The sequence below is a fragment of the Arthrobacter sp. RAF14 genome, assembly GCF_052114185.1.
Lineage (GTDB): Bacteria > Actinomycetota > Actinomycetes > Actinomycetales > Micrococcaceae > Arthrobacter_E.
In genome coordinates this window covers 239,397-259,832 of the sequence record NZ_JBFREG010000002.1, presented here as the reverse complement: position 1 = coordinate 259,832, position 20,436 = coordinate 239,397, and the positions used below count along the sequence as shown (strand labels likewise).

At 68.9% G+C, this 20,436-nt stretch carries 10 protein-coding genes; 8 read left to right on the top strand and 2 right to left on the bottom strand.

Annotation, left to right across the window (positions count from 1 at the left end):
• The first annotated feature begins 62 nt into the window (after nt 1–62).
• Nucleotides 63–830 (top strand): ABC transporter permease, encoded by a 768-nt coding sequence (locus AB4Y75_RS08750; RefSeq protein WP_441435772.1) that lies wholly within the window; start codon nt 63–65, stop codon nt 828–830.
• A complete protein-coding gene (locus AB4Y75_RS08745) occupies nt 827–1,888 on the top strand; it encodes a sulfate/molybdate ABC transporter ATP-binding protein (RefSeq protein ID WP_441435479.1) in 1,062 nt (353 codons plus the stop codon). The genes AB4Y75_RS08750 and AB4Y75_RS08745 overlap by 4 nt, the downstream gene beginning before the upstream one ends.
• A 33-nt stretch (nt 1,889–1,921) precedes the next feature.
• Here AB4Y75_RS08745 and AB4Y75_RS08740 read toward each other — a convergent pair whose 3' ends face one another.
• Both AB4Y75_RS08740 and AB4Y75_RS08735 read right to left on the bottom strand, forming a co-directional pair.
• Nucleotides 1,922–2,173 (bottom strand): acyl-CoA carboxylase subunit epsilon, encoded by a 252-nt coding sequence (locus tag AB4Y75_RS08740; RefSeq protein WP_441435478.1) that lies wholly within the window; start codon nt 2,171–2,173, stop codon nt 1,922–1,924.
• Nucleotides 2,174–2,181: 8 nt separating this feature from the next.
• Entirely contained in the window at nt 2,182–3,765 is a 1,584-nt protein-coding gene (locus AB4Y75_RS08735) for an acyl-CoA carboxylase subunit beta (protein ID WP_370959825.1), read from the bottom strand.
• 363 nt (nt 3,766–4,128) lie between these two features.
• Between AB4Y75_RS08735 and AB4Y75_RS08730 the strand changes: the two genes are divergently transcribed.
• The 6 genes from AB4Y75_RS08730 (at nt 4,129) to AB4Y75_RS08705 (ending at nt 20,392) form a co-directional block, all read left to right on the top strand.
• Nucleotides 4,129–5,049: a biotin--[acetyl-CoA-carboxylase] ligase gene (locus AB4Y75_RS08730; protein ID WP_441435477.1), complete on the top strand. Its 921-nt coding sequence runs from the start codon at nt 4,129–4,131 to the stop codon at nt 5,047–5,049.
• Entirely contained in the window at nt 5,042–5,632 is a 591-nt protein-coding gene (locus tag AB4Y75_RS08725) for a PH domain-containing protein (protein ID WP_441435476.1), read from the top strand. Before AB4Y75_RS08730 ends, AB4Y75_RS08725 begins: the two co-directional genes overlap by 8 nt.
• Nucleotides 5,633–5,703: 71 nt before the next feature.
• Complete coding sequence (locus AB4Y75_RS08720; protein WP_441435771.1) at nt 5,704–6,768, top strand: adenylate/guanylate cyclase domain-containing protein; 1,065 nt, start codon at nt 5,704–5,706, stop codon at nt 6,766–6,768.
• A 130-nt stretch (nt 6,769–6,898) separates the two neighbouring features.
• The gene (locus tag AB4Y75_RS08715; protein WP_441435475.1) at nt 6,899–13,084 is read left to right on the top strand and encodes an Ig-like domain-containing protein; all 6,186 of its coding nucleotides are present in this window, start codon (nt 6,899–6,901) and stop codon (nt 13,082–13,084) included.
• 251 nt (nt 13,085–13,335) lie between these two features.
• Nucleotides 13,336–19,353: an Ig-like domain-containing protein gene (locus AB4Y75_RS08710; RefSeq protein ID WP_441435474.1), complete on the top strand. Its 6,018-nt coding sequence runs from the start codon at nt 13,336–13,338 to the stop codon at nt 19,351–19,353.
• Between the two features lie 73 nt (nt 19,354–19,426).
• Entirely contained in the window at nt 19,427–20,392 is a 966-nt protein-coding gene (locus AB4Y75_RS08705) for an AAA family ATPase (protein ID WP_066216929.1), read from the top strand.
• The last annotated feature ends 44 nt before the right edge of the window (nt 20,393–20,436 follow it).

Genomic DNA, 20,436 nt, shown 5'->3' with positions numbered 1-20,436 from the left:
CCGCTTCACCTCGTGAGGTAAGCGGGGCGAGCGGCTTCCGCCTGAACGGGGTGCCCGGCTGGATGCTGCTGGCCGCCGTCGTGGGTCTCGCCTTCATCCTGGTCCCGCCGCTGGCCATGGCGCTGAGGGTGGACTGGACCCATTTCATCCCCCTGGTCACGGGGCAGGCGGCGCTCGACGCCCTGTCCCTGAGCCTCCGCACCGCCTGCCTGAGCACTGCGCTCTGCATCGTGCTCGGCGTGCCTCTGGCGGCCGTGCTCTCGCGGGCGCAGTTCCCCGGCAAGCGGGTCCTCCGGGCACTGGTCCTCCTGCCCCTCGTGATCCCGCCCGTGGTGGGCGGCCTGGCCCTGCTCTATGCCTTCGGGCGCGCCGGGCTCCTGGGGCCACCGCTGCGGGCGCTGGGTGTGGAGCTGTCCTTCAGCACGGCCGCCGTGGTGCTGGCGCAGGCGTTCGTCTCCCTGCCGTATCTGGTGCTCAGCATGGAGGGGGCGCTGTCCAGTGGCGAGGCGCGCTACGAGACGGTCGCGGCCACTCTCGGTTCGAGCCCCGCGTCCACCTGGTGGCGGGTGACTCTCCCTCTCGCCCTGCCCGGTCTGCTCTCCGGCGCCGTTCTGGCCTTCGCCCGGTGCCTGGGCGAGTTCGGGGCCACCCTCACCTTCGCCGGCAATCTGCAGGGCGTGACCCGGACCCTTCCCCTGGAGATCTACCTGGCCCGGGAAAGCGATCCTGACGCGGCCGCCGCCCTGGCGCTGGTGCTGGTGGCGGTGGCCATCCTGGCGGTGGGGCTGGCTCACGGACCCTGGGCGCGGCGCTGGACGGGTGTCCGATGAGCGCCGGACCTCAGCGGATCTCCGCCTTCTTCGAAGCCGACGTCCGGGTGCCGTCGCGCGGCCTGGACCTTCAGCTGAGCCTGGGGGAGGGGAACACCCTCGCGATCATGGGCCCCAATGGGGCCGGCAAGTCCTCCTTCGCCGCGGCGGTCACCGGAACCCTGCCGGGCTCCCGGCGGCAGGCCGTGGGGCGGATCGAGCTGGGCGGTCGCACCGTGCTCGACAGCTCACGGGGCGTGAACGTCCCGACCCACCGACGCTCGGTGGCGCTCATGGCTCAGACCCCCCTGCTCTTCCCGCACCTGGACGCCCTGGACAATGTGGCGTTCGGGTTGCGCAGCCGGGGCGTGCCGAAGTCTCAGGCCCGCCAGGACGCACTCGTCTGGCTGGAGAAGGTGGGCGGGCGGGAGTTCGCCGGTGAGAAACCCTGGCAGATCTCCGGCGGGCAGGCGCAGACCGTGGCGCTGGCCCGCGCACTCGCCACCCGGCCCGGACTCCTCATGCTGGACGAGCCTCTCAACGCCCTGGACGTCACCGCGTCCACGCGGATGCGGGGGATCCTCAAAGAACTGCTGGCCCGGCAGAGCGCCGTCCTCATCACCCATGAGATCCTCGACGCCCTGACGCTGGCCACCCACACGGCCATCCTCCACGACGGGCGGGTGGTGGCCTCCGGGCCGACGCGCGAGCTGTTCACGCGCCCGCCCAACGTCTTCGCCGCCCGGCTGGCCGGGCTGAACCTGATCCGCACCGGAGGGGACGCGACCGCCTTCCGGGCGGCCGACGTCGTCGTGTCCGCGCGTGAGCCGGGACTCGGGGCGGAGGCGAGTGGCCTGCCTGCCGGCGCGCGGCATTTCCCGGTGCGGGCCCAGGCCCTCGAGCCCCGGGGTGAGACCGTGCTGCTGCGGGCCGAGGGCGAAGCGGGGGAGTCCGCCGGGCACGAAGTGCACGCCGAAGCGGATGTCAGCCTCGTGGCGGCCATGGACGCGAGCCCCGGCTCCCCGCTCTGGTTCAGCGTCCCCGAGGGTGCGCTGCGACGGTACCGTCCGGCAGGCTGATCCCGGACGCCGGGAAGCCCAGCCCGGGAGGGCTCAGCCCCGGGACCTGCGCCAGGAGCCGGGCCCGGCCTTCAGCGGCACATTGAACTGGGCGCGGCGGTGCCAGAACCGTTCGGAGTGCCGGGTCGGTGCGGCGGAGTCCTGCTGCGGAGCCGCTGCGAGAGCGCTCACGACGGCGGTCAGCGCGGCGAGCTCCTCGGGCGTCGGATCGCCCCGGATGACGGAGAGGAACGGCTGTTCGCTCTCCACGCCGCCCTGCGCGGCATCTGCGGTGTCGGTTGCCATGTTCGTCCTTAGAGCGGGATGTTGCCGTGCTTCTTGGCGGGCAGGCCGGCGCGCTTGTCCCGCAGGGCCCGCAGGCCACGGATGAGCTGGGTGCGGGTCTCGCTGGGGGCGATGACCGCGTCGATGTAGCCCAGCTCGGCGGCCTGGTAGGGGTTGAGCAGCTCGTCCTCGTACTGCCGGATCAGCTCCGCGCGCCGGGCCTCGACGTCGCCGCCCTCGGCCTGCACCGCGGCGAGATCGCGGCGGTAGAGGATGTTGACCGCGCCCTGAGCGCCCATGACGCCGATCTGCGCGGTGGGCCAGGCGAGGTTGAGGTCCGCGCCGAGCTTCTTGGACCCCATCACGATGTACGCGCCGCCGTAGGCCTTGCGGGTGATGACGGTCAGCTTCGGCACGGTGGCCTCGGCGTAGGCGTACAGCAGCTTGGCGCCGCGGCGGATGATGCCCTGGAACTCCTGGTCCTTGCCGGGCAGGAAGCCCGGCACGTCCACCAGGGTGACGATCGGGATGTTGAACGCGTCGCAGTGCCGCACGAAGCGGGCGGCCTTCTCCGAGGCGGCGATGTCCAGGGTCCCCGCGAACTGCATGGGCTGGTTGGCGACGATGCCGACCGTGTGGCCCTCGATCCGGGCGTAGCCGATCATGACGTTCGGCGCGTAGAGGGCCTGCATCTCCAGGAAGTTCCCGTCATCCACCACGTTCTCGATCACGCGGCGCATGTCATACGGGTGGTTGGCGGAGTCGGGGATGAGGGTGTCCAGGGTGAGGTCGTCCTCGTCCACCTCGAGTTCCTGGCCGTGCTCCAGGATGGGGGCCTCGGCGAGGTTGTTGCTCGGCAGGAAGTCGAGGAGTTCGCGGACGAACTCGATGGCGTCCGCCTCGTCGCTGGCCAGGTAGGTGGAGGTGCCGGTGGTGGCGTTGTGCTGGCGGGCGCCGCCGAGCGTCTCCATGTCCACGTCCTCGCCCGTGACGGTCTTGATGACGTCCGGGCCGGTGATGAACATGTGGCTGGTCTTGTCGACCATGACCACGTAGTCCGTCAGGGCGGGGGAGTAGGCGGCGCCACCGGCGCACGGGCCCATGATGAGCGAGATCTGGGGCACGACGCCGGACGCGTGGACGTTGTTGCGGAAGATGTCCGCGAACATCGCCAGGGAGGCCACGCCTTCCTGGATGCGGGCGCCGCCGCCGTCGTTGATGCCGATCACGGGGCACCCGTTGCGCAGGGCGAACTCCTGCACCTTGACGATCTTCTCGCCGTTCACCTGACTCAGGGAACCGCCGTAGACGCTGAAGTCCTGGCTGTAGAGCGCCACCAGGCGGCCGTCCACCGTCGCGTAGCCGGAGACCACGCCGTCGCCGAGAGGCTTCTTCTTCTCCATGCCGAAGGCGGTGGAGCGGTGGGTGGCGAGGGCGTCGAACTCCACGAAGGAGCCTTCATCCACCAGCAGGTCGATGCGCTCGCGGGCGGTGTTCTTCCCCCGTGCGTGCTGCTTCTCGACGGCCTCCTGGCCGGACGGGACCAGGGCCTGGGCCTGACGGTCCCGGAAGTCGGCGATCTTCCCCGCGGTGGTGGCAAGGTCGTGGCTCATGGTCCTCACTTCCGGTCCGGCACAGTGCTGTGCCGCTGGCGTATGTGTTGCTTGTGCACATTCGACAAGCCTGAGAGCCAGTCTAGCCAGGGGTGAGGCGCCCATCGCTGTAGGAACCCTACAAATTCCCGTGTCCAGGCATGGACCGCGGCCGGGGCGTCCCGGCCGAGGCGCCACATACTGGCGCCCAGTACGCTCCCCAACCTCGCTTCGCTCCCCACCGGCTCCCAACTCTCGCTTCGCTCGTGTCGGGGCCCTCGCCGGCGGGGCCCCCGCTCGGGACCCCTCTCGTACTGGCGCCCAGTACGCTCCCCAACCTCGCTTCGCTCGGTCGGGGACCCCTCGCGTACTAGGCTGGATGCCATGGATGCAGAGGAATCGCGGCAGGTGGAAGGGCGGGAGCCGTTCGACGCCGCCATGCTGCGCAACGGCCTGGTCCAGGCCCTCGGGCTGGCCCGCCTGGACCATCTCGACAGCACGGGTTCCACCAACGCGGACCTGCTCGCGGCGCTGGCCGCCGAGGACGGCCTGAGCCGCACGGAATTCCCCGATCTCAGTGTCCTGATCGCCGATCACCAGAGCAGCGGCCGGGGACGTCTCGACCGGCACTGGGACGCCCCGCCGCGGGCGGCGCTCGCGGTGTCGATCGTCCTCCGTCCCGTCAACGCCCAGGGCCGCCCACTGCCGACGGACAGTTACTCGTGGATCTCCCTCCTGGCCGCCGAGGCCTGGCGCCTGGCACTGGAGGATATCTGCGGCGTCCACGTCGGGGTCAAGTGGCCCAACGACCTTCTGCTCGGTGACCGGAAGCTCGCGGGCATCCTCGCACAGTTGCACTTCCCGTCGGATGGGCAGCCGCCCGTCGTCGTGCTCGGCACAGGTGTCAACGTCAGCCTGACGGCCGAGGAGCTTCCGGTGCCCACCGCCACGTCCCTCCTTCTGGCGGGGGCCCGCCCCCTGGACCGGACCGCGCTGGTGGCCGCCTACCTGCGCCGCTTCGTCCAGCTCTACCGCGACTACTGCAACTCCGACGGCGACCCCGACGCCGGTCTGGCCGGAGGGCCATCCCTGCACCACCGTCTGACGCACTCCACGGTGACGCTCGGCCGGATCGTGAAAGCCCACCTCCCGGGCGCCCGCGAAGTGGTGGGGCGTGCCGAACGGCTCGACCATCACGGCTCCCTGGTCCTGCTCACCGAGGACGGCCGGGAGCACACCGTGACCGCCGGGGACGTGGTCCATCTCCGCCTGCACGGCTCCGACGGTTCCGGTGGCCATGCGTAAGGCCCTGCTTCCCGGGGAACAGCTCATCTGCACCACCCGGCCCCAGGCTCGCACCCTGATCTGGCCGGTCACAGCCGGGATCCTGGCGCTGGCCGCGGCGTCGTTCGCCGCCACGTGGGTGGCCCGCGGCAATCTGCGCCGCCTGCTGGCATGGCTGCCGGAAGGGTCCACGCCGTACCTGGCGCTGGCCTGTGTGGTCCTCGGGGTGGCCGTGCTGCTCCTCTTCACCCTGCCACGGGTGATCGCGTGGAACAGCACCCGCTACGTGCTCACCAGCCAGCGGATCCTGATCCTGAACGGCGTCCTGGCCAAGGTCACCCGGCAGTACCTCCTGGCGAGTGTCCAGGGTGTCCAGGTCCGCCAGGAACTTCTCCAGCGTCCTCTGCGTTCGGGGACTATAACCTTGGAACTGCGGCATGGCGGATTCGGGGTGCTGAGCGACGTCCCGGAGGTGGAGACGTTCCGGACTTTCATCCAGGACGCGCTGGATGACCTCCCGGACGGTGTCATCTATCCGGACGACACGATTGATGATTTCCACGATTCCGCACTGCCCTGGGAACTGAGAGAAGGTGAAGAGTGAGCGAGGAGACCGCCGCACCGGCCGCCCCCGCCGTCGACCCGCAGGTGACGGATGCCGACGAACACACCCCCGTGGTGCCCGTTCCCACCACCTCGTTGCCCCAGGTCGGCTCGGTCCGCGAACTCCAGCGCCGGCTGCTGGGCGGTGACCGCACACTCAAACGCCGTGAGGTGGCTTCCGGAGTGGGGGTGTCCCTCCACTCCGCACGCAAGATCTGGCGTGCCCTCGGCTTCCCGAACTGGGGCGACCAGGATGTCGCGTTCACCGAATCGGACCAGCAGGCGCTCGAGACGATCGTCGGGCTGGTGCGTGAGGGCCTCCTCACCGAGGAGACCGCCATCTCGATCGCCCGCTCCATCGGTCAGATGACCGACCGCATGGTGGTCTGGCAGGTCGAGGCCCTGGTCGAGGACCTCATGGCCAATCAGGGCATCCCGGATGCGGAGGCCCGTCAGAACATCGTCGAGGTGCTGCCCGCCCTGATCGACCCACTCGAACAGGTGCTGCGGTATTCCTGGCGCCGTCAGCTCAACGCCGCCGTGCAGCGGCTCTCGGTTCGCGCCGCCTCCGGCCTGGAGGCGAGCGAGGAGGGGCGTGAGGGCGATGAGGACGACGCTCCGCTGCCGCTGGCACGCGCCGTGGGCTTCGCCGATCTGGTCTCCTACACGAGCCTGTCCCGCCGGATGAACGAGCGCACCCTGGCGCAGCTCGTCCAGCGCTTCGAGAACAAATGCGCGGAGATCATCTCCGTGGGCGGTGGCCGGCTGGTCAAGACGATCGGCGATGAGGTGCTGTACGTCGCGGAGACCCCGACGGCGGGTGCCGAGATCTCGCTGGCGCTCTCCCAGGCCTTCGAGGACGACGAGATCCTCCCGAAGACCCGGGTGGCGCTGGTCTGGGGACGGATCCTCTCCCGGATGGGCGACATCTACGGCCCCACCGTGAACCTGGCCGCGCGGCTGACCGCGCTCGCCGAGCCGGGGACAGTGCTGATCGACTCCCTGACGGCCAGCGTCCTGGCGGGGGACGAGCGGTACATCCTGACCCCGCAGGAGCCGGAGAACGTGCGTGGTTTCGGCGAGATCTCACCGGTGCTGCTGGAGCGCGGAGAAGGCCGCGGGCTCGTGGTGGACTGACCTTCCCGTAATTATTCATTCGATGTTACTTTTGAGTTGGATCACCGGCGTGAAAAACTCAGGGGACAGGAGCGTCCGGGCGGGGACCGCTCCGACACCGCATTCTCCTGCATGACATCGAAGGATTGACGTGAGCCCTGACGGAACGAAACCACAAGGATTCAATGCCGGGGGCAAGCGACGGTTCTTCAACCTCGGCCGGACCGGGCGGCGCGTGCTGGGGATCACCTCGGTGACGGTGGTGTCGCTGTCGCTGGCCGCGGCGGCGATCGCGTACCCCGGTTTCAAGACCGCTGATGTGGACCTCAACGACGGCGGCGTCTGGGTCACCTCGAACGCGCGCAACGCGGTGGGCCGCCTCAACTACGCCTCCCGGGTGCTGGACGGCGCGGTCACGCCCGCCAGCAACTCCTTTGACATCCTCCAGTCCCGCCAGAACGTCCTCGTGCAGGACAGTCAGGGCTCGGCCCTCGGCCAGGTCGACCCCGCCAAAGTTCGGCTGAGCGGCGAGCAGAAACTCGCGGCGTCCTCCACCTCCTCGATCGGCGGGGACGTCATCGCCGTGGCCGATCCGGCCAAGGGCCAGGTCTGGGCGATGAAGGCCGGAGCTCTGAGCGGCTACTCACCGGATTCCGCCGAACCCGCGGTGAAGGGCAGCGCCGGGATCCGAGCGGCGGTCAGTGCCGAAGGCCACGTCGCCGTGGTGGATCCGGCCAAGGGCACCGTCACGCAGTTCTCCCTGGACGACTCCGGGACTGTCACGGACCGCGCCAGCAGGGACTGGGCGGATCTCAAGGGCGCCGGCGAGGTGCAGATGGCGGTCCTGGGGCGGAAGACCGTGGTGCTCGACCCGGCCGGCGGCAAACTCTTCCTGCCGGACGGCCGCACCGTGCCGGTGCCGGACGCCCGGAATGCCCGCCTCCAGCAGAGCGGGCCGGATGCGGACCAGGTGGCCATCGCCACGCCCACAGCGCTGATCGTCCAGCCGCTCGACGGCGGCAAGGCCGCCTCGGTCGACGCCGGCGGGACCGGTGTGGCCGCCGCGCCGGTGCAGCAAGGCGGCTGCGTCTACAGCGCGTGGAGCGGCAGCAACCGCTACGTGCGCAAGTGCGTGAACCCGGCCGATGACCAGCAGCGCGACGTCCCGCAGGCCAGCGCCTCGCCGTCGTTCGTGTTCCGCGTCAACCGTGACCTGGTGGTGCTGAACGACATCAACGCCGGCAACGTCTGGCTGGTGAACCAGAACATGCTGCTGGTCAACAACTGGGACGACGTGATCCCGCCGAAGAACACCTCGCAGGACGCGGACAAGGACTCCGCCGACGAAGTGCAGCAGACCACGCTGCCGGACCGCAGCAAGCCCAACACCCGCCCGGTCGCGAAGCCGGACAGCTATGGCGTGCGCGCGGGCCGCACCACGATCCTCAGCGTGCTGGACAACGACTCGGACGCCGACGGCGACGTGCTGAGAGTACGGGCCGAAGGCCAGCCGTCCATCGGGCGGGTGGAGAGCATCTACGGCGGGACCGGATTCCAGGTCTCCGTGCCGGCGGACAAGCACGGCAGCGCCGAGTTCAAGTACATCGCGGACGACGGACGAGGAGGTCAGGACGCGGCGCAGGTCACGCTGGACGTCGTCCCGCCCGAGGTCAACCGCAAGCCTCAGCTCAAGCCGGGGCGCGTGCCCAGCCTCGTCCTGCAGCAGGGCAAGCAAGTGGTGCAGAACGTCCTGCCGGACTTCATGGACCCGGATGGGGATGACATGTTCCTCACCGGCGCCACCAGCAGCAATGCCGGCGACGTGGTGCGCACGCGGCCGGACGGCCAGCTGACGCTCCAGGACGCGGGGTCCTCGCCGGGCAAGCGCACCCTGACGCTCCGTGTCTCGGACGGCCGCGACACGGCCGAGATCCGCGTGACGGCCGACGTCAAGCCGCCGAGCGCCCTGCCGCCGCTGGCCAACGCGGACTCGGTGATCGTGCCCGCCGGCCAGAAGATCACCGTCGCTCCCTTGAAGAACGACGTCGACCCGCTCGGCGGATCCCTCCGGCTCGCCCGAGTGGCTCCCGACGCGCAGTCGACGGCCGTGATCGGCGCCGACCAGCAGACCTTCCAGTTCAGTTCCACCGTGGTCGGCACCCACTACGTGACCTACACCGTGACCAACGGCCCGGCGGCGGCGCAGCAGCTCGTGCGCGTGGACGTGGTCCCGTCGAACGCGGACGGCCCGCCGATCGCGGTGCGCGACGTCGCACAGCTGCCGAGCGGCGGCAGCACCCTGGTGGACGTCCTCGGCAACGACTTCGACCCCGCCGGCGGCGTGCTGGTGGTGCAGTCGGTGACGCTTGCGAACGGCGCGCCCGTGAGCGTGTCCGTGCTGGATCACAGCGTCGTCCGCGTGACGGATCTGCACGCCCAGGGCACCGTGACGCTCAAGTACTCCATCTCCAACGGCAAGGCGTCCGCCACGGGCGAGATCGCCGTCGTGGTGATCCCGTCGCCGTCGAAACTGCCGGCCCCGCAGGCCAAGGACGACGAAGCCACGGTCCGCGTGGGCGATGTGGTGACCATCCCGGTCCTGGCCAACGACGTGGACCCCAACGGCGGGAAACTGACGCTGGATTCGAAGCTGCCCGAGGTGCCGGACAGCGCCGACGGACGTATCTTCACCTCCGGCAACACCGTCCGTTTCCTCGCGGGCCCGACGCCCAAGACGGTCTACGCGACGTACAAGGTGATGAATGAGTCCGGTCAGGCCGACTCCGCGCAGCTCACCATCCGGATCAAGGCCCGCGACGACGAGCGCAACGCACGTCCCGAGCCGAAGAACGTCACGGCGCGGGTCCTGGCCGGGATGAAGATCAAGATCGCCATCCCGCTGGACGGCATCGACCCCGACGGCGACTCGGTGGAGCTCGTGGGAGTCGACAAGGCGCCGGCCCTGGGCACGGCCGTGCTGGGGGAGGGCGTCATCGAATACATCGCCGGCTCCGCCTCGGCCGGAACGGACACTTTCACCTACAGAGTGCGGGACCGCATCGGCGCCGAGAACACCGGCACCGTGATCGTCGGCGTGGCCCCGGCCGCGTCCGTCAATCAGAAGCCCCTGGCCGTGGACGACTACGCCGAGGTCAGGCCCGGCCGCCGGATCGCCGTCGATGCCCTGGCCAATGACTCGGATCCTGACGGGGACCCGATCGCGCTCGTGAAGGACCGCTTCGAGAGCGAGTCCGGCCTCAACGCGTCCGCCACCGAGAACGGGCGCGTGCTTCTGACCGCGCCGGGCGCGGAGGGCACCCACAACATCCGGTACACGATCGTCGATGACAAGGGCGCGCAGGCGAGCGCCGTCGTCGTCCTCAAGGTCAACCCGAAGGCCGTGCCCAAGGCGCCGATCGCCAACGATGACCACGTGACTCTCGCGGAGACACTCGGCAAGACGGCCGTGGACATCCCGGTGCTGAAGAACGACTCGGACCCGGACGGGGTGACCGAGGATCTGAAGATCACGTTCCCGGACGGCAACACGAATGCGAGCCTGGGACCGGACGGCAAGGTGCGCGTGAAGCTGGCGGAGAACGCCCAGCTCATTCCGTACACCGTCACAGACCTGGACGGACTGACCGCCACTGCCATCATGCACGTGCCGGGTCAGGGCAAGATGCCGCCCGCGCTCAAGAACAGCCAGGTGGTCGAGGTGACGGCGGGCCAGAGCGTCGACCTCAAGCTCTCGGATTACGTCGCGGTGCGTCCGGGACGGACGCCCCGCATCACCGTGGCCGAGAAGATCAAGGTCATGGGCGCCTCCGCGGACAAGGTGCTCGGCTCCGACGGGGCCACGCTGCACTACGCCGCCCTGAAGAACTTCGTGGGTCCTGGTTCGGTGACCTTCGAAGTGACGGATGGCAACGGCCCGGACGACGCCGACGGCCTCAAGTCCACCCTGACGATCCTCACCAAGGTGAACCCGGACCCCAATGCCAACCACGCGCCCACGTTCCTGGGGAGCCCTCTGGACGTTCCGGACGGCGAGACCGTCACCCTGGACCTCAGCCGTCTGGCGAAGGACGTCGACCAGGGCGATCAGGAGAAGCTGCGCTTCGCCCTGGACGGCACGCCGTCGGCCGAGAAGTTCGGGATCTCCCTCGAAGGGTCGCAGCTCAAGGCGACCGGCAAGGCAGGCACCGCTGCCGGCGCCCGCCAGGTGGTGGGTGTGACGGTGACCGATGGCCGCTCGGAACCGGTCCGCGCCGAGATCTCCCTTCAGGCGGTCGCGTCGACGCGTCCGCTCCCGGTCGCCAATGACGATGTGGTGGACAAGGCCGACGCCGGGAAGCCGGTGACCGTCAAGGTCACCGAGAACGACGTCAACCCCTTCCCGGGAAGCCCTCTGAAGGTCGTGGACGCTCAGGTCGAGACCGGCAGCACGAACGGGTCGCCCGTGATCAACGGGGACTCGCTCACCGTGACCCCTGCCGCGGACTACCGCGGTGTCCTCGTGGTCCGCTACTCGGTGGACGACAAGACGCAGGATTCGTCGCGGCGTGCGACGGGCCGGGTCAAGATCACGGTCCGGGCCGCTCCGGACGCCCCGTCCGCTCCCACCGCCACGGATGTCCGGAACAAGACGGCCGTGCTGCACTGGTCGCCGCCGTCGGACAACGGCGCACCGATCACCAAGTACACGGTGCGGTCCAACAGCGGATTCACCCAGGAGTGCACCACCACCACGTGCACCCTGACGGGGCTGAAGAACGATGTCCCGTACCGCTTCACCGTGGTCGCCACCAACGAGGTGGGCGACTCGAAGCCGTCGGCCGAATCCAACGAGGTCCGCCCGGACGTGAAGCCGAACCAGCCGGACGCCCCCACGGTGAAGGCAGGGAACCAGAACATGGCGATCACCTGGGCCCCTGCCAAGACGGAGGGCTCGCCGGTGACGAGCTACAACCTGGAGATCTCCCCGCCGCCGGCCAACGGTGTGGGGAGCAAGACCGGCGTCACCGGCCTCACGTACACCTGGTCCGGGCTGACGAACGGCACCGAATACCGCGTCCGTGTCCAGGCCGTGAACAAGGCGCCCACGCCGTCCGATTGGAGTTCCTACTCCGCGTCGGATCACCCGGCGGCCCCACCGGCACAGCCGGCCGCCCCCACCACCCGCGTGCTCTCCGCCGTGGGCACGACGAACCAGGTCGCCGTCGACTGGGTCGCTCCGGACCCGCACGGCGACCCCGTGAAGAACTACTACGTGACCCGCCACGGCGGTGGCCAGGCCGATCTGACCAAGACGGTGTCAGGGAGCGGGCTCAGCACGGAGTTCCAGGTCTCGAACCAGGAGACCGAGTACACCTTCACCGTGCAGGCGGAGAACAAGGCCGGCAAGAGCCCGGTCTCGGCGCCGAGCGCTCCCCGCCGGGCCACCGGCAAGCTGGCCACGCCGACGAATGTGACGGCGACGCCGGCCAACACGGGAGGGAACGGGCACCAGATCACGGTGAACTTCACACCGCTGAACTCCACACAGCGCAACGGTTCCAGCAGCTCCGAGGTCAGCTACCACTACAACGCGAGCCCCTCCGGTCAGTCCGGTCCGATCACGCCGGGGCAGACGATCGGCGGTTTCCCCAACGGCCAGAGTCAGGCGATCACCGTGGTGGCCGACTCGTCCGTGGCGCCGAGCTCGAACGCGAGCGATCCGGCGTCGACCGTTCCGTACGGCTCGCCTGGCAGCCCGGCGGTGAATGGTCAGAACGGCGGAGGCGGATCCACCTCGGTCTCCTTCAGCTGGACCAACAACACGGGTGCGAACGACGTGGTCTCCACGGAGTACAGGATCAACAGCGGGGCCTGGAAGGCCGCGGGCGTCAACGACTCCGTCACCTTCAACACCGGCGGATATCAGAAGCCTGCGACGATCGACGTCCGCAATGTGAACTCCAAGGGGACCCGCGGTGCAGCCCGCTCCGCGACCGCCACCAGTGGCCAGGGCTCGTGGAATGGCGCCTTCGTGGAGCCCTACCCGAACCGTTTCTGCTCCTACGAGAACAGCTCGAAGATCAGTTACGACCAGCGCACCTTCCGGTGCGACGGGGCGGCAGACCGTAATCCGCCATGGGTCTCTCAGGGGGACTCGTTCGTCGTCAAGTGCTACGTCGGATTCGACAATCGTTACTACGACCAGAACGGCAATGTGGTGAACTCCGGCTACAACAACTGGTACCGCATGGAGACGGGACGGAACGCCGGCCGGTACATCATCACGGGCCGGACCAGTCTGGGTGAACCGGAGACCAACGGCATCCCACGCTGCTGACCTCGGCCGATGTGGGCAAGCGCCAGGAATGGGGAGCCCTCCCCATTCCTGGCGCTTGCACCGGTTATTCCGCCGAAGTTACTTTTGAGTCTGGAGTCTGAGTGTCAGACTCGACACATGTGACTGACCTCATGGGGGAGGTCTGTCCCTCTCCTTGACCGACCACGACCCGTGAGGACCGCACCGTGAGCCCAGCCGGCAGCTTCCCCAGATTCGGACGGAGAGCCCGACGAGTCACAGCGGTGACCTCTGTGACAGCCATTTCACTCTCCCTCGCAGCCGCGGCGATCGCCTACCCGGGTTTCAAGACAGCGGATGTGGACCTGAACGACGGCGGCGTCTGGGTCACGTCCAACGCCCGCAACGCGGTGGGCCGGCTCAACTACGCTTCGCGGGTGCTTGACGGCGCTGTCACGCCCGCCAGCAATCGATTCGACATCCAGCAGAACGCGGGCCGCATCCTGGTGCAGGACGGCGCCGGGAGCAGCGTGAACGCGGTGGATCCCGCGTCCGTCCGTCTCGGGCCCGACTTCAAACTGCCGCCCACCACCTCCCTGTCCCTGGGTGGCCAGACGGTCGCCTTGACCGAGGTGTCCAGCGGCAAGGTCTGGGTGACGACCCCCGAAGAGCTCTCCGGCTTCAATCCCGAGAACACGCCCGTCGCCGTCCAGGGCGCCAACGGACAGAACACCGTGACCGGGCCGGATGGGACGGTGCACACCCTGAACCGCTCCAAGGGTGAGCTGACGGAACTGCGGCAGTCCACCCAGGGAACCGGTGTCGACCGCCAGACCAGGACCGTGGCCGCCCTCAAGGACACCGGGGATCTCCAGCTCACCACGGTCGGTGACACCGTGGTCGCCTTTGAAGCGACGAGCGGCCGGGTGATCCGGGAGGACGGCTCCAGCATCACCATCCCCGACTCGCGCGACGCGAAACTGCAGCAGCCCAGCTCCGGAGGCGACGCCGTCGTGCTCGCGACTCCGACCGCACTGTGGAAGGTGCCGCTGTCCGGCGGCGAGGCCGCCAAGACCGCGGTCGACGGCGCCGGCGCTCCGGCCGCCCCCGTGCAGTTGAACGGCTGCACCTACGCCGCCTGGGCCGGGATCAACAAGTACGTCCGCCAGTGCTCGAACCCCGCCGATGACAAGAAGCAGGACATCCCGCACGCCAGCAAGAGCCCGCAGTACGTCTTCCGCGTCAACCGGGACAACGTGGTGCTGAATGACGTGAATTCCGGCGTCGTCTGGCTGGTCAATCAGGACATGCTGCTGGTGGACAACTGGGACGAGGTCATTCCGCCGAAGAACCACAACTCGAACCAGGACGACAATTCCTCGGACACCACGGCCCGGAACGTCCTTCCGGACCGCACCAAGCCCAACCGGCCCCCGACAGCCAAACCGGACACTTTCGGCGTACGACCCGGCCAGACCACGGTCCTGCCCGTGCTGGAGAACGACTCGGACCCCGACGGCGATGTCCTGACCGCGGCGGTGGAGGGCAACGGGCCCAAGGCAGGCACGGTCGAGCCCATCTACGGCAAGACGGCCTTCCAGATCGCCGTGCCGGCCTCCACTGCGCCCGGCACCGAGACCTTCCGGTACACCGCCAACGACGGCCGCGGCGGCACGAACACCGCCCCGGTCACCTTGCGTGTGGTGGGTCCCCAGGACAACGCGGTTCCCCGGCTGAAGGCGGAACGCAGGACCACCCTGGTCGTGGAGAACGGCAAACAGGTCAGCCAGAACGTCCTCCTGGACTGGATGGACCCGGACGGCGATGAGCTGGTGCTCATGGACGCGAAGACCGAGAACCCGCAGGATCTGGTCAAGGTGCGCCGCGACGGCCTGCTCACGTTCCAGGACGCGGGCACTGGACCCGGTCGCAAGACCGTCACGATCACGGTCTGGGACGGCCGCGAATCCACCACGGGCCGTGTCACGGTGGACGTGCGGCCCAACGGCGCGCTGGTCCCACAGGTCAACGCAGACCACGTGAACGCGGTGGCCGGTCAGCCCACCACCATTTCCCCACTGAAGAACGACGTCGATCCCAACGGCGGCAATCTCCGCCTCGCGAGCGTCGACGCGCAGGGCAAGGCGCAGTTGGGTCCCGTCACCGACGCTGGGACGTTCACGTTCCTGGCGAAGTCCGAGGGCACCTACTACGTCAGCTACGTCGTCAGCAACGGCCCGCAGAGCAATGTGGGCCTCATCCGCGTGGACGTGGCGTCCGGACGCGAGGAGGGTGCGCCGTCGGCCGTGCACGACGTGGCGCTCCTGCCCACCGGAGGCCAGGCGCTCGTCGCACCGCTGGACAACGACGATGATCCCGCCGGCGGCGTCCTGGTGCTCCAGTCGATCACCGTCGACCCGGATTCCGGGATCTCCGCGACCATCCTGAACCATGAGGTCCTGCGGATCACCGATGTCCGGGGCGCCAACGCCCCGAGCACCATCCGCTACACCATCTCCAACGGCAGCAAGTCCGCCACGGGGACTATTTCCGTGATCCCGGTGCCGGCCCCGGCGGTCATCCAGGCGCCGGAGCCGAAACCGGACGAGGTCAACGTCCGGGTGAACGACGTCGTGACCATCCCCGTTCTGGCGAACGACACCCACCCGCAGGGCGAGGAGCTCAGCGTCGATCAGAAGCTGACGGAGATGCCCGACGCCGCGGAGGGCAAGGCGTGGGTCTCCGAGAAGACCGTGCGTTTCCTGGCGGGCCCCGCACCGAAGACCGTGCGCGTGGTCTACAACGCCGTGGACCCCCAGGGCCAGAAGAGCGCCGCGCCGGTGACCATCCACATCCTGCCCATCGAGGGCCGCGAGAACTCCCGGCCTCAGGCCAAGAGCGTGACCAGCAGGGTCATCGCGGGCGGCACGGTGCGCATCGCGATCCCCATGGACGCGGTGGATCCCGACGGCGACTCGGTCCAGCTCGTGGGTGTCGAAAGCGCCCCGAAGAAGGGCTCGGTGCAGCTCGGCAGCAACTACATCGACTACACGGCCGCCGCGGACGCCTTCGGCACGGACACCTTCCAGTACCGGATCCAGGACCGGCAGGGCGCCGTCGCGACGGCCCTCGTGACCGTCGGCGTGGCGCCGCTGCCCGAGGTCAACCAGAGTCCGGCCGCCGTGGACGATTCGGTCACGGTCCGGCCCGGGCGTGAGGTCGCCGTCGCGGCACTGGCCAACGACTCGGACCCGGACGGCGACACCATCGGCATCCTCAAGGACCGGCTGGACGCCAACGCCGCGCTGAAGGCGTCGGTGAGCGACACGAGCCATCGGATCCTCGCCACCGCTCCGCAGCAGGAGGGGACCGCGAGCCTGCGCTACACGATCGCCGACTCCCGCGGCGCGACGGCCGACGCCTCCGTGCGGATCATCGCGCGTAAGGACGTGCCGCTCAAGGCGCCCATCGCGCGGGATGACCGTGTGACCCAGGCGCAGACGCTCGGCAAGACGAGCGTCGACGTGCCGGTCCTGGACAACGACGAGGATCCCGACGGCGTGGGGGAGAAGCTCAAGATCTCCAGCGAGAATCCCAATGCCCGTCCGAACGGCAAGGGTGGCCTGGCGGTCAACCTTGCCAAGGACGCACAGCTCGTCCCATACACCGTCGAGGACGTGGACGGACTTAAGGCCACCGCGATCGTGTGGGTTCCGGGCGTGGGGGAGCAGATCCCCGTCCTGGCGAAGGACGACGTGCTCGAGGTCAAGGCCGGCAGCAGCCTGGACTACCAGCTCAAGGAATGGGTGAAGGTCCGTGACGGGCGCACCCCGCGGATCACTCAGGTGGACCGCGTCACCATGATCGGCGCCAACGCCCAGGACGCCGTCCGGGACAACGGCGGCTCCCTGCGCTACACCGCGAACCGGGAGTACGTCGGCCCGGGCTCGCTGAGCTTCGAGGTCACCGACGGCGATGCGCCGGACGATCCCAAGGGTCTCAAAGCCACTCTCACCATCCGCACCAAGGTGATCGCCGATCCGGACCGCAACCACCCGCCGCGGTTCCTCGGCAGCACCGTTGAGGTGGCGGAGGACGGCGGCGCCACGGTGGACCTGTCCAAGCTCGCCAGCGACCCCGACTCCCGCGATCAGCTGCGCTTCTCCGTGGAGGGCGACGCGCCCGCGGGCTTCGAGGCCGGCGTCGACGGCGCGACGCTCAAGTCCTCGCTCAAGGGCGAACCGAAGCCCGGCACGCGCGGCGCGCTGCGGATCAAGGCCGACGACGGGCGAGGCGGCACCGCCGTCGCGACCTTCACGCTCGTGGCCAAGGCGTCCGTCCGGCCGCTGCCGGTGGCGAACGACGACACGGTCGCGGATGCCGATGCGGGCAAGCCCCGTTCGGTGCCCGTGCTGGCCAATGACGTCAACCCGTACCCCGAGACGCCGCTGAAGATCAAGACGGCCTCGGTGGAGACCGGCAACGGCACGGCCGTCATCGACGGCGACCAGGTGGTGGTGACGCCGAACAACGGATTCAGCGGCACCATGGTGGTGGCCTACGCGGTCCGGGACAAGAAGGACGACCCGAGCCGGACCGCCACCGCGCGGATCAGGCTGACCGTGCGGGACAAGCCGGACGTTCCGGGCACTCCGAGTGCCAGCAATGTGGGTGACCGCACCGCGCTGCTGACCTGGCGTCCGCCCGCGGACCGCGGTGCGGCCATCGAGCACTACACGGTCAAGGGTGAGGGCGGCTTCACGCAGCAGTGCCCCGCGAACAGCTGCACACTGACGGGCCTCACCAACAACGTGAAGTACCACTTCACGGTGACGGCGACCAACGCCGTCGGCGAGTCCCAGCCGTCGGCGTCGTCGGCGGAGGTCCGCCCGGACACCCGTCCGGAGCAGCCCAGCCCGCCGACCACCAAGTTCGGTGACCAGCAGATCTCCGTGGCCTGGCAGCCACCGGTGACCAAGGGCTCGCCGGTCACTTCCTACGAACTGGAGATCTCCCCGCCCGCCCCGAACGGGGTGTCCAGCAAGCCGGGTCTGAAGGGCACGAGCACGGTGTGGACCGGTCTGAAGAATGGCGTGGCGTACAAGTTCCGGGTCAGGGCTTCCAACCAGGCCCCGGAGCCCAGTGAGTTCAGCGCCTACTCCACGGCCGAGACCCCGGCCGGTGTCCCGGCTCAGCCGCAGGCGCCGCGTGCGAGTTCCACCGATTCGGTCGGCAGCCAGAGTCAGCTGACCGTCGAGTGGACCGCCCCGGACCCGAATGGCGCCGCCATCTCCGCGTACACCCTCACCACCTATCAGGGCGGGGCCGTGGTCAAGACCCTCAGCGTGCCCGGCGGTCAGACGAGCACGAATGTCTCCATGCCGAACTCCGAGGCGGATTACAGCTTCACGGTGAGCGCCACCAACAAGGCGGGCAAGGGCACTACGAGCCCGCAGTCGAATGCCGTGCGAGCAGCCGGGCAACCGGGGCAGGTGACGAACGGTTCCGTCGCGCCCACCGGGCAGTCGGGAGAACTCAAGGTCGCCTTCACCCCCTTGAGCGGACCCGCGCGCAACGGCTCCACGAGCGATGAAATCAGCTACACCTGGCGCTCGAGCAACGGCGTGGGCGGGCCGATCCCCGCAGGGGGCGGCAACGTCAATGTCGGCGTGAACGGCAGCAACATCGCCATCACCATCATGGCGCACTCCACGCGGAGCAGCCGGGCCGGCAACGACACCAACGTGGGCTCCGGCAATCCCTACGGCCAGCCGGACGCCCCGGTGGTCTCGGGCAGAACGTCCAGTCAGGGCGACAAGTCGGTGAGCTGGACGTGGAACACTCCGGCGGACAATGGCCGCGCCATCCAGTACTACGAGGTCAGTTACGACGGTGGAGGCTGGCAGAATGTCGGCAATGTGCACAGCTATTCACACGGCACTGGGGGCTACAACGTGTCAAAGAGGCTGAACGTCCGTGCAGTCACGGTGGTCGCTGGTCCCGCCGGAAGCGATGTCTCCCGGTCCGGTGCCGACCCCACGCCGCCGCCCAGCCATCAGATCCAGGTCAAGGCCGCTGACAACCGGACCTGCCCCGGTAAGCCCGGTCTGCCGGACACCTATAGCCCGAACGGTCCGAGCTGCGGCGCCGGCTGGGTGGAACGCACCTGGGGCAAGCTGAACGTGGACTGCTCCAACCCCATCTACAACAACGGGATCATGTGGTACCGGCTGACGGAGTCACCTAAGGCCGGTTGGTACGTCAAGTCCACTACCGTGGACGTGTACGGCGGAGCGCCGCCACGCTGCTGACATCCCTCCCGGGGTCCGACACGACCCCGGGCACTCCCCAACAGATTCACTCGACACAAAGGAACACAGCATCATGACGATGACCACCGAGCAGGCCACGTGGTTCGCAGGGACTTTCGAGAAACTCGTGGCCAATGTCGGCCAGGCGGTGCTGGGCAAGCAGCACGTCATCCGGCTGACCGTCATGAGCATGCTCGCCGAGGGACACGTGCTCTTCGAGGACGCCCCGGGCACGGGTAAGACCTCCCTGGCGCGTGCCCTGGCCGCGAGTGTGCAGGGGACGCACAACCGCATCCAGTTCACCCCGGACCTGCTGCCGTCCGATGTGACGGGCGTGAACATCTACGACCAGAAGACGCAGCAGTTCAACTTCCACGAAGGCCCGGTGTTCGCCAACATCGTGCTGGCGGACGAGATCAACCGTGCCTCGCCGAAGACCCAGTCGGCGCTCCTGGAGGTCATGGAGGAGTCCCGGGTGACCGTGGATGGCGTGACCTACGAGGCCAAGCGCCCGTTCATGGTGCTCGCCACCCAGAACCCGATCGAGCAGGCGGGCACCTACCGTCTCCCTGAAGCCCAGCTGGACCGCTTCCTGATCAAGACCAGCATCGGCTACCCGGACCACAACTCCACGGTGGAACTGCTGAGCGGTGCAAGCCTCAAGGACCGCTCCAAGGCCCTCACCCCGATCATCACCACCAAGGCGATCGCGGACATGGCGGACCTGGCGTCCACCAACCACGTGGATCCCGCCGTGCTCGGTTACATCTCGCGCCTGACCGAGGAGACCCGCAACGCGCCGCAGACCCGTCTGGGCGTGTCCGTGCGTGGCGCCCTCGCCATGGTCCGGGCCGCCAAGGTCTGGGCCGCGGCTCAGGGCCGGAACTTCGTGCTTCCGGACGACGTCAAGGAGCTGGCCCCCGTGGTGTGGACGCACCGTCTGGTCATGGACCCGGAGGCCGAGTTCTCCGGAGCCACTCAGGAACAGGTGATCTCCCGCGTGCTGACCGAGATCGCGGCGCCTCAGCAGAGGGCCTGACCCTCCGCCGTCCACACGGCCACGAATTGACCGCCCCTACGGAG